The sequence below is a fragment of the Oligella sp. HMSC09E12 genome (genome assembly GCF_001808505.1).
GTDB classification, from domain to species: Bacteria; Pseudomonadota; Gammaproteobacteria; order Burkholderiales; family Burkholderiaceae_B; genus Oligella; species Oligella urethralis.
In genome coordinates this window covers 1-13,264 of record NZ_KV793562.1, presented here as the reverse complement: position 1 = coordinate 13,264, position 13,264 = coordinate 1, and the positions used below count along the sequence as shown (strand labels likewise).

Sequence of the window (13,264 nt, the reverse complement as noted above, 5' to 3'; positions counted from 1 at the left end):
GCAGTGAATGTCTCGCAGTTAAAGCAGGTCGAGACAACTATGACGAATCAGGTAACGCAATTGAAGCATGACTTTGATAGGCGTTTAAATGATACGGAGAGGCGCTTGGGGAGACGTGCTGATGCCGGTACGGCTACGGCTTTAGCGGTGGCGGGCTTGCCGCAGGCATTTATCCCGGGTAAAAGCTTAGTTGCCTTAGGCACGGGTAGTTATGGTAGTCAAGTAGCGTTTGCTGCTGGCATATCACGTATCTCAGATAATGGTAAATGGATTCTTAAGGGGTCTGTTTCGACCGCCACGCATGGTCATGTTGGTGCCAATGCAATGCTTGGTTATCAGTGGTAATTTAGTGGCTTATAGTGGAAGTACAGTGTCTTTGGTGCAGCATTTTGATATTGTGAGGAATTATCATGAGTAAGTTTTCTTCAGCGATAGGTCGTGGTTTTTATAAAAACGCCTTGACCATAAGTGTGGCGTTGGCTTCTTTATCGCTTAGTACACAGGCCGTAGCTTATTATCCTGGTGATGGTAGGTCATCCGGGGGACCACTCTGGTTTGGCACAGCCGCAGCATTAGCTCCATTTGCTGTCGGTAGGGGGCATTATGCCAATGTGGCCGATGAGCGTCTTGGTAATACCATACCTTATACATCGGGTATTCTCACCGTTCAAGGCAGCAAAAATGATAGCAACGGTAATCTAAAGAATTGGTCTGATTTTGATATGGGTGAAAACATCATGACCAAGATTTATCACAAGCCATATAAGATCGAAGTACTGCCGTTGTTTCCCGAAGGACATTTTGATGATGTTTATCAAGAGACCTCCCTCCGCACAGCCGCCAACGCTCAAAGCCGTGCTGCATCAACTCCTCGCCAACAGCTATTTACACGACAAGCACTCTGGGATAATCCGGTCAAGTTAAGTGATCCAAACACATGGACTCGTTTCCCAGAATTAAGCGCTGCTTATCAGGCTATGCAGTCATTTTTGCGATATTCTTATGGTGAGGAGGCTGAGGCAACTACTGCAAGGATCGAGTCCCAATTACCCTATCAATCCTTTGTTTCTTATTTAGCATGTTCAAGCAGTCTAGTGCCGGGTTGTCAGGATGAAAAAGGTAATTTTAAAGCCCCTGATAAGATCGTGTTTCCCACTGGGTATGGTGAAAATTTTGACACTTTGTACGACCAAGACAATTACTCATTTAGGCAGTTATTTGAAAAGGTTAATGGGGAGGACGATTATCCTTACTCTTTGGATGAGGTGATGCGATCCATGGCTTACGAGGGTGCAAAATTTAAGGTTGCGGATACCGGTGAGGAAATTAATAATATGCAGGATTTATTCGGTTATTTATTGAGGGAGGAGAATAAATTCTTCACACTCGGTGAGATCGATTATTCTGCGATTGGTGGTGTGGGGCATCCACCCTATGACGCTGAACCGTATTATCAGTTGGTGCCTGGCGATACCTCAATTATTGTGGCGATGAAGAAAACGCCGACTTTTGATGGTGTCATTATTCGTCCACCAGAAGAGGGTGGGACCGGTATCAATATGGGCGGTAATAAGATCACAAATCTGGCCCCAGGTACCGATGATATGGATGCAGTGAATGTCTCGCAGTTAAAGCAGGTCGAGAGAAATATGACGAATCAGATAACGCAATTGAAGTATGACTTTGATCAGCGTATCAATGAAACGGAGAAGCGCCTTGAAAGACGTGCTGATGCTGGCACGGCTACGGCCTTGGCGGTAGCGGGCTTGCCGCAGGCATATATCCCGGGTAAAAGCTTAGTTGCCTTAGGTACGGGTAATTATGGTAGTCAAACAGGATTTGCTGCTGGCGTATCACGCATCTCAGACAATGGTAAATGGATTCTTAAGGGGTCTGTTTCAACAGCCACGCATGGTCGTGTCGGCACCAATGCAGCAATTGGCTATCAGTGGTAATATTTAGTGGTTTATAGGAGAAAAACAATGTTTTTGTTACAACATAAACTTAAAGCAGCAGCCATTCTGGCCGCTTTATCATTAGCAGCTTGTGGTAATCTTAGCAAGGTTGACGAGCATGGTATGACCGATGATCCGGTGTGGCCAGAGGTGGATCGTGTGACCTTTAATAATAAAATGGGTACCTTCCCCGATTTAAGCGCATTAAAAGAGGTGAAGGCTGGCATGACCAAGGATCAGTTGTATTACTTGCTCGGTCGCCCACATTTTGGTGAAGGCTTTGCCGGGGTGCGTGAGTGGGATTATTTATTCCACTTCCATACACCAGGTCAGGGGACCAATGATGTGACCACGTGCCAGTTTAAGGCCCTTTATGATCGTGACTACTTTACCCGCAGCTTCTTCTGGCGTCCAGTTGACCCAGTAGATGCGGTATGCCCTCCAGGGGCGGTAGGGCCACAGCGCTATACCATTGCGGCAAATGCGTTATTCGCCTTTGATAAGTCGGATATTTCCTCTATGCGTGCTGAGGGACGTCGTCAATTAGATGAGCTGGCCGCTAAGATTCAGAGCTTTGATGTACTAAAAGGTGTTACTGTTTACGGTCATACGGATTTATTGGGTAACGATGCCTACAATATGAATCTCTCACAGCGTCGTGCTGATAGCGTGCGTAACTACCTGATTCAGCGTGGCGTATCATCTGAGTTGATTAGTGCCCAAGGTATGGGTAAGACGCAGCCTGTGAAAGAGTGCGATAGTTCACAGTCACGTAACGCTTATATTGCTTGCTTAGAGCCTAATCGTCGAGTGGAAATTTCGGTTGACGGTTCAGGACAGAAAAAGTAATTAGCTAAATGATTAGGGCGACTCATTGAGTCGCCCTTGTTTTTACAGGGGTAAATCACTCTGCCCCGCTGCCAATCCCCAAGTCCAAGCGATAATGCGTGTCGCATCTTCGCTGGTACCTGCCGTGTTATAACTCACTAGGCGTTTGACTTTTTCTTCGATTTCATCACGGCTTAAGGTATTGCCCGGATCGCCTTTGGGATCGCTAACAAATGCTTCAAGTGCACGACCGTCCTTGGTCAAGACCTTTACCTTACCTAACCATTTATCAGGATAAGCAGCATCCACCTCAGGATCGAGCTGCATCGTAACTTTTTGACGGAAAGCATCAATACGTGCATCACCTAAGGCTGCTTCAAATTCATCCAAGCCGGCAAAGCCGTTATAAGCCAAAACGCCTAGCACCGTGCCCATGGAAAACTTCGATTGGTGTACGGTGGCAGGCTTATCCACGGCGCCCAGCACATCAATGGCCGCTTGATGCACAAAGGTTTGCACCCCGGCAATGTCATCAGCATTTAAGTTATGCTTTTGCATTACGGCCCATAGCGCATCGGCAGCAGGGTGAGTATGGCGGCAGGAGGCGTGGTATTTAAATGAGGTCTCCAAAAGGGCCCAACGCTGGCCTAAGCCGGCAACTAATTTATCGCTTTGTGGTGCTTGGCTAAAGGCCTTGCCCATGCCTTTTTCACCATCAAAAATATCCTCAGCACCGCTAAATCCCTTAGCCGCTAATGAAGCTGCCATCAAACCGTTGGCGGCGGCTTTAGCTGTATGTAATTGCTTGGAGTCGGCCGCGGTTTTTAAAAACTCCCACAGTCCTGCGGCTTGAGTTCCGGCGCTACCTAAAGCATCTTGCATTTGTGCTGTCGTCAGACCGAGCAAGCGACCCACCGTGGCAGCGGCAGCGATGGTACCGGCGGTTGCTGTGGTGTGGAAGACTTTGTAATGACTTCGGCCCAAGAACTCACCGACACGAATACCCACTTCATAACCCACCACACAGGCAGTCAAGAGCGCTTTGCCGCTGGCATTTAAGTCTTGAGCCATGGCTAAAGCCGGTGGGAAGACCACGCAAGCAGGATGAAAAACCGAGCTGTTATGCAGATCGTCTTGCTCCACCATATGCGCTGCGGCAGCATTAACCATCGCTGCAAAGTAGGGGCTAGTTTTTTGACCGCTAGGAATTAACTGAGCACTACCATCCGCTGGTCCTTGTTCTTTAGCAAAGGCAGCGATTTTTTGTACAGGTGCTTCAGTTGAGCCAGCATACATTGAACCCAAGGTATCAAGTAGCAAATCCTCGCAGCGACGCACTACCTCAGTAGGAATATCTTCAAATTGCAGGTTTGCTGCAAACTCCGCAATCACATAACTGGATGTATTCATTAAAAACCTTTTAGAAAGAGCGGGGTAGACCAAGCACGTGTTCGGCAATAAATGAATAAATTAGATTAGTTGAGATCGGTGCGACCTGATAGAGTCGGGTCTCACGGAACTTGCGCTCAACATCATACTCATTAGCAAAGCCAAAGCCGCCATGGAATTGTAAGCAGGCATTCGCCGCTTCCCAAGAAGCGTCCGCTGCTAGTAATTTCGCCATATTAGCTTGGGCACCACAGGCTTTGTGCTCATCAAATAAGCGCGCCGCTTCATAGCGCATTAGGCTTGCTGCTTCAATATTAATAAAGGCTTTGGCAATGGGGAATTGCACACCTTGGTTTTGACCAATGGGGCGACCAAAGACCTCACGCTCCTTAACATAGGCCGTGACTTTATCAATAAACCAATAGCCGTCACCAATACATTCGGCGGCAATTAAGGTGCGCTCGGCATTTAGACCATCTAGAATATAGCGGAAACCCTTGCCCTCTTCACCGATAAGATTTTCTTCGGGGATTTCAAGATTGTCGAAAAAAACCTCATTGGTTTCGTGGTTTACCATATTGGGAATAGGGCGCACACTCATTCCATTGGCCATGGCCTCTTTAATATCAACAATAAAAATGGACATACCGTCCGCTTTACGTTGTACTTCCTCTAGCGGGGTGGTGCGGGCTAAGAGAATCATCAAATCGGAGTTCATCACGCGCGAGATCCAGACCTTCTGACCATTTACCACATAGCGACCGTCTTTTTTAACGGCAGTTGTTTTTAGCTTGGTCGTATCGGTACCGGTCGTAGGCTCAGTGACTGCCATGGATTGCAGACGCAATTCACCAGACGCGATTTTTGGTAAATAAAGACGCTTTTGCTCCTCTGATCCGTGACGCAGTAGGGTGCCCATATTGTACATTTGACCGTGACAGGCACCAGAATTACCCCCGTTACGGTTAATTTCCTCCATAATAACAGAGGCCTCTGTCAAACTGAGACCAGAGCCACCGAACTCCTCGGGGATTAGTGCTGCTAGCCAACCTGCATCCGTGAGTGCTTTGACGAACTCGCTCGGGTAGCTGCGCTCTTCATCAACTTTGCGAAAGTATTCGGCGGGGAATTCACTACATAAATCGCGAATGGCATCGCGAATATCTTGGTATTTATCGTCAGTTCTTATCATGTTATTTCAGCATTAAGTAGCAAGTTTATAAATCGTATTAGCCCACTATGCCTTATCTCTATTAATATGGCTATTGTCAATTGATAAAGTTTGTCTTTAAAAAAATTCAAGGAAGCGAATTCATGTCCATGCATTTTGATTTAACCGATATGCGATTAATGCTCAATATTGCCGAGGTTAAAAGCCTAACTAAGGCGGCGGAGCGCACTTTTTTATCGCTGCCAGCGGCGAGTCATCGGATTAAGAATTTGGAACAAAGCATGGGTACTGAGCTTTTGTATCGCAGCAGTCAGGGTGTGACGCTGACCCCGGCAGGTGAAGTGTTTGTGGAGCATGCGATGCGGGTATCACAGCAGCTGCAATATTTGCGTGGGGATATGAAGGAGTTTGCTACGGGTATTCGCGGCAAAATCAGAGTCTACGCCAATACCACGGCGATGAGTGAGTTTATGCCGGAGATTTTAGGGCGTTATCTGGCCTTGCAGCCGGAGGTGAGTGTTGAATTGCGTGAGCGTTTAAGTTTGGAAATTGTGCAAGCAGTAACGGAGGGTCATGCCGATATTGGGATTGTCGCCGGTTTGGATGAGGCGGTGATGAAAAGCAGTAATGTGCGCTACTTACCGTATCGAGTAAATAAATTAAGTTTTGTGGCGCACCCTTCGCATCCCTTAAGTCAGGCAGAGTCGATTAGCTTTGCGGATACTTTAGATGAGAGTTATGTCTGTTTATCAGAGTGGAGTGCAATTCATAGTTTCTTGCGTAAGGCGGCAAGTAATTTAGGGCGTAGCTTAAAGTACCGAGTGGAAGTCAGTAGTTTTGAGGCGGTTTGTCGGATGGTGGCGGCAAAGGTCGGGGTCAGTATTATTCCGGCTACTGCGATTACGCGTTATGCCGAAAGGATGGATTTGGTGCAGGTGCCCTTAGCGGATGGGTGGGCCGATAGGCAGTTGCAGGTATGTTTAAGAGCAAATGAGGCCTTGCCAAGCTTTGCACAGCCTTTATTGGATTTGTTGTTGGCAGAGGCAGATGAAGGGCAGTGCGAGGGCTAGCAGGGTTCATAGGGATGGCACAAACTATCCTCTTTCAATCTAATAAAGTGCGGGTTTAGTGAAGCGCAATTCACTAATTTGGCGGTATGGGGCATGATCATTTAGGTTCATAATTTTATCGTATTAAAGGCGTAGAGACGATGACAGAGATTAATCTACAAGACTGGGTGGGGCGGCAGGAGCGCGTTGCTGAGTTTATTAGCGCTAGCCATACTAAAAAAATCGCATTTAGTGTGAATGCACCTGTGCCGGACGAGGGTGAGCCTTTACCTTTATTGTGGCATTGGGCATTTTTTGTTGATCCCTTACCATTAAAGGGCTTGGGTGAAGATGGTCACCCTGCACGGGGCGGCTTTTTGCCACCAGCGGATAATCGCAATCGGATGTGGGCTGGTGGTCGTTTGAATTTTGTACAAGATTTATTGATTGGCAAGGAAGCCGAACGTATCACAACAATTAAATCGGTGATTGAAAAAGAGGGACGTACGGGTAAATTATTATTCGTTACCCTGGAGCACATTTATGAGCAAGAAGGTCAGGTTTGCCTGATTGAAGAGCAGGATATTGTTTACCGTGAGCCTAGCCCACCGAAGCTAGTCGGCGATGAGATGGCACCCAAGGCCGAATGGTCACAAACGGTAAGACCAGATGCGGTGATGCTGTTTAGATATTCTGCGGTCACCTTTAATGGTCATCGCATTCATTACGACTACCCTTATGCTAATGGGGTTGAGGGTTATCCGGGCTTGGTGGTGCACGGTCCTTTAATTGCGACCAAAGTGTTGCAGGCTTTTACTGAGGCACATCCCGATAAGGTGGTGAGCCAATTCAGTTTCCGTGGCGTACGTCCTTTGATTAGCCCGGAGCCATTTAGGGTTGAAGGCCAGTTGCTAGACGCAAATCAAGCTGAGTTGTGGGCGCAGCAGGGAGGAAGCTATGCGCAAAAAGCTCACGTACAGTTTAAGTAAATGTTCGCAGATGACTTCATTGTCTAGCGCAAAGATATTTTAAATAGAAAGGAATAATTATGATTAGGCCCTTGGATGGGATTACGGTATTGAGTTTTGAACATGCGGTGGCGGCACCTTTTTGTACGCGTCAATTGGCCGATTTGGGCGCACGCGTGATTAAGGTTGAGCGACCGGGTGTGGGTGATTTTGCACGTAGCTATGATGAGCGGGTCAATGGCTTAGCCTCACATTTTGTGTGGATTAATCGCTCCAAAGAAAGCTTGACGCTGGATTTGAAGTCTGAGGCTGCGGCAGAGATTCTAGCGCGTATCCTACCAGAAGTGGATGTGTTGGTACAGAATCTGGCGCCGGGGGCGGCGGCACGTCTGGGCTTGTCGTTTGAGGATTTACATGAAAAATATCCACAACTCATTGTGTGTGATATTTCCGGCTATGGGGTGGGCGGTCCGTATGAGCAGAAAAAGGCATATGACTTGTTGATTCAAAGTGAGTCGGGTTTTGTGTCGGTGACTGGTTCGGGCGAGGAGATGGCTAAGGCGGGCTGTTCGATTGCTGATATTTCGGCAGGCATGTACGCTTATAGCAATATCTTATCCGCCTTGATATTGCGTGGCAAAACGGGCAAGGGCTCGCATATTGATGTATCGATGTTGGAAAGTATGGTGGAGTGGATGGGTTTTCCGCTCTATTATGCTTATGAAGGTGCAGAGCCACCAGTGCGGGCGGGTGCGGCGCATGCGGCGATTTACCCCTATGGACCATTCCCAGTAGCGGGTGGTGAGGTAGTGATGTTAGGGCTGCAAAATGAACGCGAATGGAAGGTGTTCTGTGAGCAGGTATTAAAGCAAGCATCCTTGGCTGATGACCCACGCTTTGCTCGTAATAGTCAACGCACGGCGCACCGTGAGGAGCTCAAAGCCATTATTGTGGAGGCCTTTTCCAAGCTTAGCAAAGAGCAAGTCATTCATCTGTTAGAAGAGGCTAAGATTGCGAATGCAGCGGTCAATACCATGCATGATGTCTGGCAGCATAAGCAACTGCAAGCGCGTCATCGTTGGCGTGAGGTAGCAACCTCGGCGGGCACGATTCCGGCCTTGTTACCACCAGGACTTAATAATGCCTTTGAATATCGCATGGCGCCGGTGCCGGCTCTGGGTGAGCATAGTGAATCGATTCTGCAGGAGCTTGGTTATTCGGCTGAGCAGATTGAGTCATGGCGTCAAGCAGCTACGATTTAGTCGAGGCATTTGGCGTAAATCCTTATGGTTACAGCCAAGGAATTGCTTTAGACTTTGAATAAAAAGGAGATAGTGATGGCTAAGAAAAATTTTTATATTCGTTCAGCGCTTTTTGTACCGGCAGCCAATTTAGACCGGATTCCTAAAGCATTGGCAACGGATGCCAGTATCGTGATTGTGGATCTGGAGGATGCGGTTGAGGCGGATGCGAAGTTTAGCGTCAGACAGCAACTTGAACGTTGGGCGAATGACAACCCCGGTCGCCGTTTTTTCTTGCGTATTAACTCCGCAAAATCACCCTGGTTTATTGATGATTTAGCCTTTGCAGGTCGTATTGATAAAAGTATTTTAGGGGTGGTTTTACCTAAGGCGGAAAGTTCTAAAGACATTATTCCAGTGGAACGCTTAGGGGTGCCCGTGGTGCCTTTAATTGAGACGGCCGCCGGTGTGACTAATCTCAAGGATATCTGCTCTGTTGACGGCGTGACGCGTTTGTCCTTTGGTGAATTGGATATGTGCCTGAGCCTTGGGGTAGATCGCCATAGCAAGGGCGCTAAGCGTTTAATTAATCATATTCGTGCGGAGATTTGCCTGCATAGTCGCGCCGCTAAGCTTAATCCACCGCTAGATACGGTGTATCCTAATTTCCAGGATGCAGCGGGTTTTAGAAAGCGCTTAAAGCTAGCCAAAGAAATGGGTTTCGGCGGTAGTTTATGTATTCACCCTAAGCAATTGGAGGTGGTGCATGATGTCTTTATGCCGAAGCCTGAGGACTTAGCATGGGCTAAGCGGGTGTTGGAAGCGACTAAGAAGTTCGGGAACTCAGTCTTTCAATTGGATGGGGAGATGATTGATAAGCCTGTGATCGAGCATGCCCAAGCGATTCTCAAAGAAACCGACGGGGTGGTGATCACCCGTTGATCTGTGTTGCGGATGAAGATGCTCAGCTCTGGGGCATCTTCATGGACGCCATATTCGCACCTCTTCACTAAAAATACGTCGACAGTGTCGCTAACTGTCTTGTTTAAAAGACAAGGCGCTGTATTTTAAGGCTTTTTTATTGCGCAAAAGCTCAAAAAATGTTATAGTCGCTTGCTAAGCAGTGAAAAAGTCATGACTCTCTCTTTTGCTTTGGATGATTTCCAAGCTTAGTCTATCTAAAGAATTTCTTCTTACATTCTGGGTTTAGTGGATTTATCTTTATCTTAAGAAGTCGGTAGTGATTTTTGAAATTGCTTAGGATTTTGGGTCGTTTTTTAGTGGTTCTTACGTCCATTGGCCCACGCTACGTAAGCGTACAATAAAGGCTGTACGTTAAATTGCCATGTCTAATAAATTAAATTTTTTTTTAAGGATTGTAGCTCATGCCTACCATAAGCCAGCTCGTGCGTAAGCCACGAGAGTCCAGTCGCGCGAATAGTAAGAGCCCGGCGCTCGAGAACTGCCCGCAGCGACGTGGTGTGTGCACTCGTGTGTATACAACCACACCTAAGAAACCAAACTCTGCGATGCGTAAAGTTGCCAAGGTTCGTCTAACCAACGGTTATGAAGTAATTTCATACATCGGTGGTGAGGGTCACAACTTACAGGAGCACTCTGTTGTTCTAGTTCGTGGTGGTCGTGTGAAAGACTTGCCGGGTGTGCGTTATCACATCGTGCGCGGTGCCTTAGACTTACAAGGTGTTAAGGATCGTAAACAAGCCCGTTCTAAATACGGTGCTAAGCGTCCTAAGGGTGCCTAATCGCTTTTTTAAAGCAATCAATAATCCAAAAGCCTAGTGATAGGTATTGCTTCCTCCCCTGGAGGGTAAGCGTGCAGCCGCAGCTGCCGGATGATTTTTTCTGCGGATGTAAGGGGCTGATCTCTCAATAGACAGCCATGGCTACGAAAGTAGTTCAACTGAATTTGACACAATATAGGAAGTAATCACATGCCTCGTCGTCGTGAAGTGCCCAAGCGCGAGATCCTACCTGATGCAAAGTACGGTAGTGTTGATCTTGCCAAATTTATGAATATTATTATGCTTTCCGGTAAAAAAGCCGTTGCAGAGCGTATCGTTTACGGTGCTTTAACTCAAATTGAAAGCACCACCGGCAAAGAGCCATTAGAAGTGTTTAACACTGCAATTAATAATGTTAAACCGGTAGTTGAGGTTAAGAGCCGCCGTGTGGGTGGTGCTAACTACCAGGTTCCCGTTGAAGTTCGCCCAGTGCGTCGTTTAGCGTTAGCTATGCGCTGGGTACGTGAAGCAGCCAAAAAGCGTGGCGAGAAATCAATGGATTTACGCTTGGCTGGCGAGTTGCTGGATGCGGCTGAAGGTCGTGGCGGCGCTATGAGAAAACGCGAAGAAGTACATCGAATGGCAGAGGCTAACAAGGCCTTCTCTCATTTCCGTTGGTAATTTAAGGACTCAAAAATGGCCCGTAAAACCCCTATTGAAAGATATCGTAATATTGGTATTTCTGCGCACATTGACGCAGGTAAGACAACGACTTCCGAGCGTATTCTTTTCTATACCGGTGTTAACCACAAACTAGGTGAGACCCACGAGGGCTCTGCCACCATGGACTGGATGGAGCAGGAGCAAGAGCGTGGTATTACCATTACATCGGCTGCGACCACTGCTTTCTGGAGCGGTATGGGCGGTCAGTTTCCTGAGCACCGTATTAACGTGATTGACACCCCAGGACACGTGGACTTTACGATTGAAGTTGAGCGTTCTATGCGTGTACTTGATGGTGCCTGCATGGTTTATTGTGCAGTGGGTGGTGTACAGCCGCAATCTGAAACCGTATGGCGCCAAGCTAACAAATACCACGTACCTCGTTTGGCCTTTGTTAACAAGATGGACCGTACTGGTGCTAACTTCTTAAAAGTTTACGATCAGTTAAAAAATCGTTTACGTGCGCATCCAGTACCTATTGTTCTGCCAATTGGTGCAGAGGACCAGTTCGTTGGTGTTGTGGACTTAATCAAGATGAAGTCCATCATCTGGGATGAAGCCAGTAACGGTGTGAAGTTTGAGTACGGCGATATTCCTGCTGAGTTACAGGCTGATGCTGAGCAATGGCGTGAGCACATGGTTGAGTCAGCTGCGGAAGCAAATGAAGAGCTGATGGAAAAGTACCTCGAAGAGGGTGACTTAAGCGAAGCCGATATTGTTAAGGGTTTACGTATTCGTACTATCGCTTGCGAAATTCAACCGATGCTTTGCGGTTCTGCCTTTAAAAACAAGGGTGTTCAGCGTATGCTTGACGCCGTCGTTGAGTTTTTACCTGCGCCGACTGAGATTCCTCCAGTACAGGGTGAGGACGATGATGGTAACCCAGCTACACGTAAAGCTGACGATAAAGAGCCAATGTCTGCGCTTGCGTTTAAGTTGATGTCTGACCCATTCGTTGGTCAATTGACCTTCGTGCGTGTGTACTCTGGTGTGATTAACTCGGGTGATACCGTTTATAACCCAGTAAAAGCTAAACGTGAGCGTATCGGTCGTATTCTTCAGATGCACGCTAACAACCGTGAAGAGATCAAAGAGGTTGTGGCCGGTGATATTGCCGCAGTGGTTGGTCTTAAAGACGTAACAACCGGTGAAACGCTATGTGATATGAATAATCACATTATTCTTGAGCGCATGGAGTTCCCTGAGCCTGTTATTTCTCTAGCGGTTGAGCCTAAGTCTAAAGCTGACCAAGAGAAAATGGGTATTGCCTTGTCTCGTTTAGCTCAGGAAGACCCGTCTTTCCGCGTTTCTTCTGACGAAGAGTCTGGTCAAACGATTATTTCCGGTATGGGTGAGTTACACCTTGAGGTACTGGTTGATCGTATGAAGCGTGAGTTTAACGTTGAGGCAAATATCGGTAAACCACAAGTTGCTTATCGTGAGACAATTCGCAAGGTATGTGACGAGGTTGAAGGTAAGTTCGTACGTCAGTCGGGTGGTCGCGGTCAGTACGGTCACGTTGTTCTTAAGCTTGAGCCGTTAGAGCAAGGTGGTGGTTACGAGTTCGTTGACGAGATTAAGGGTGGTGTGGTACCACGCGAGTTTATTCCTGCTGTTGACAAGGGTATTCAGGAAACACTTCCTGCGGGTGTGTTAGCCGGTTACCCAGTGGTCGACGTTAAGGTGACCTTATTCTTTGGTTCATACCACGATGTTGACTCGAACGAGAACGCATTCCGTATGGCTGCTTCTATGGCTTTCAAAGACGGTATGCGCAAGGCGGATCCGGTGCTATTAGAGCCTACCATGGCGGTTGAAGTTGAAACGCCTGAGGATTACGCCGGTACGGTGATGGGTGATTTATCATCTCGTCGTGGTATTGTTCAGGGTATGGATGATATGGCTGGTGGTGGTAAAATCATCAAAGCTGAAGTGCCTTTAGCTGAGATGTTTGGTTACGCAACCGACCTCCGTTCATTAACTCAAGGTCGTGCGACATACTCAATGGAGTTTAAACACTACACTGAAGCACCTAAAAATGTTGCTGAGGAAGTAATTGCTTCTCGTGCGTAGTTAAATGTTGCTAAAATACTGCATCGGTTGCATCTTTAAGCCGGTGCAGTAACATTATTTTTAAAAATTAATAGATTGGAATTTTAATATTATGGCAAAAGGTAAGTTTGAACGTACCAAACCCC

12 protein-coding genes are annotated in these 13,264 nt (G+C 47.2%); 10 read left to right on the top strand and 2 right to left on the bottom strand.

Annotated elements, in window-relative coordinates; translation table 11 throughout:
- From HMPREF3179_RS12490 to HMPREF3179_RS03885, 3 genes are all read left to right on the top strand, one after another.
- On the top strand, positions 1-345 hold a 345-nt coding region (locus HMPREF3179_RS12490; RefSeq protein ID WP_246824360.1), incomplete at its 5' end, for a YadA-like family protein.
- A 65-nt stretch (positions 346-410) separates the two neighbouring features.
- Positions 411-1,955, top strand: a complete 1,545-nt coding sequence (locus HMPREF3179_RS03890) for a YadA family autotransporter adhesin (RefSeq protein WP_052043681.1) — start codon at positions 411-413, stop codon at positions 1,953-1,955.
- A gap of 27 nt (positions 1,956-1,982) precedes the next feature.
- A complete protein-coding gene (locus HMPREF3179_RS03885) occupies positions 1,983-2,804 on the top strand; it encodes an OmpA family protein (protein WP_070469792.1) in 822 nt (273 codons plus the stop codon).
- A 42-nt stretch (positions 2,805-2,846) separates the two neighbouring features.
- Here HMPREF3179_RS03885 and HMPREF3179_RS03880 read toward each other — a convergent pair whose 3' ends face one another.
- Both HMPREF3179_RS03880 and HMPREF3179_RS03875 read right to left on the bottom strand, forming a co-directional pair.
- Positions 2,847-4,193, bottom strand: coding sequence for an MmgE/PrpD family protein (locus HMPREF3179_RS03880; RefSeq protein ID WP_070469791.1), 1,347 nt, complete (start codon positions 4,191-4,193; stop codon positions 2,847-2,849).
- A 10-nt stretch (positions 4,194-4,203) separates the two neighbouring features.
- Positions 4,204-5,364, bottom strand: a complete 1,161-nt coding sequence (locus tag HMPREF3179_RS03875) for an acyl-CoA dehydrogenase family protein (protein WP_070469790.1) — start codon at positions 5,362-5,364, stop codon at positions 4,204-4,206.
- Between the two features lie 122 nt (positions 5,365-5,486).
- On the opposite strand from HMPREF3179_RS03875, the gene HMPREF3179_RS03870 reads away from it, so the two are divergent.
- The 7 genes from HMPREF3179_RS03870 (at position 5,487) to fusA (ending at position 13,139) form a co-directional block, all read left to right on the top strand.
- Positions 5,487-6,413, top strand: a complete 927-nt coding sequence (locus HMPREF3179_RS03870) for a LysR family transcriptional regulator (protein ID WP_070469789.1) — start codon at positions 5,487-5,489, stop codon at positions 6,411-6,413.
- Between the two features lie 140 nt (positions 6,414-6,553).
- On the top strand, positions 6,554-7,381 hold the full coding sequence (locus HMPREF3179_RS03865) for an HTD2 family dehydratase (protein WP_070469788.1): 828 nt from the start codon (positions 6,554-6,556) through the stop codon (positions 7,379-7,381).
- A 59-nt stretch (positions 7,382-7,440) separates the two neighbouring features.
- Positions 7,441-8,622 (top strand): CaiB/BaiF CoA transferase family protein, encoded by a 1,182-nt coding sequence (locus HMPREF3179_RS03860; RefSeq protein WP_070469787.1) that lies wholly within the window; start codon positions 7,441-7,443, stop codon positions 8,620-8,622.
- Between the two features lie 75 nt (positions 8,623-8,697).
- Entirely contained in the window at positions 8,698-9,543 is an 846-nt protein-coding gene (locus HMPREF3179_RS03855; protein ID WP_048767334.1) for an HpcH/HpaI aldolase/citrate lyase family protein, read from the top strand.
- 443 nt (positions 9,544-9,986) lie between these two features.
- Positions 9,987-10,364, top strand: a complete 378-nt coding sequence (gene rpsL, locus HMPREF3179_RS03850) for a 30S ribosomal protein S12 (RefSeq protein ID WP_018027265.1) — start codon at positions 9,987-9,989, stop codon at positions 10,362-10,364.
- 189 nt (positions 10,365-10,553) lie between these two features.
- On the top strand, positions 10,554-11,024 hold the full coding sequence (rpsG, locus tag HMPREF3179_RS03845; RefSeq protein ID WP_018027264.1) for a 30S ribosomal protein S7: 471 nt from the start codon (positions 10,554-10,556) through the stop codon (positions 11,022-11,024).
- A gap of 15 nt (positions 11,025-11,039) precedes the next feature.
- Positions 11,040-13,139, top strand: a complete 2,100-nt coding sequence (fusA, locus tag HMPREF3179_RS03840; protein ID WP_070469786.1) for an elongation factor G — start codon at positions 11,040-11,042, stop codon at positions 13,137-13,139.
- The last annotated feature ends 125 nt before the right edge of the window (positions 13,140-13,264 follow it).

Coding starts and splice junctions, on each gene's coding strand:
- HMPREF3179_RS03890 (WP_052043681.1), top strand. CDS start 411: ATGAGTAAGTTTTCTTCAGCGATAGGTCGTGGTTTTTATAAAAACGCC.
- HMPREF3179_RS03885 (WP_070469792.1), top strand. CDS start 1,983: ATGTTTTTGTTACAACATAAACTTAAAGCAGCAGCCATTCTGGCCGCT.
- HMPREF3179_RS03880 (WP_070469791.1), bottom strand. CDS start 4,193: ATGAATACATCCAGTTATGTGATTGCGGAGTTTGCAGCAAACCTGCAA.
- HMPREF3179_RS03875 (WP_070469790.1), bottom strand. CDS start 5,364: ATGATAAGAACTGACGATAAATACCAAGATATTCGCGATGCCATTCGC.
- HMPREF3179_RS03870 (WP_070469789.1), top strand. CDS start 5,487: ATGTCCATGCATTTTGATTTAACCGATATGCGATTAATGCTCAATATT.
- HMPREF3179_RS03865 (WP_070469788.1), top strand. CDS start 6,554: ATGACAGAGATTAATCTACAAGACTGGGTGGGGCGGCAGGAGCGCGTT.
- HMPREF3179_RS03860 (WP_070469787.1), top strand. CDS start 7,441: ATGATTAGGCCCTTGGATGGGATTACGGTATTGAGTTTTGAACATGCG.
- HMPREF3179_RS03855 (WP_048767334.1), top strand. CDS start 8,698: ATGGCTAAGAAAAATTTTTATATTCGTTCAGCGCTTTTTGTACCGGCA.
- rpsL (WP_018027265.1), top strand. CDS start 9,987: ATGCCTACCATAAGCCAGCTCGTGCGTAAGCCACGAGAGTCCAGTCGC.
- rpsG (WP_018027264.1), top strand. CDS start 10,554: ATGCCTCGTCGTCGTGAAGTGCCCAAGCGCGAGATCCTACCTGATGCA.
- fusA (WP_070469786.1), top strand. CDS start 11,040: ATGGCCCGTAAAACCCCTATTGAAAGATATCGTAATATTGGTATTTCT.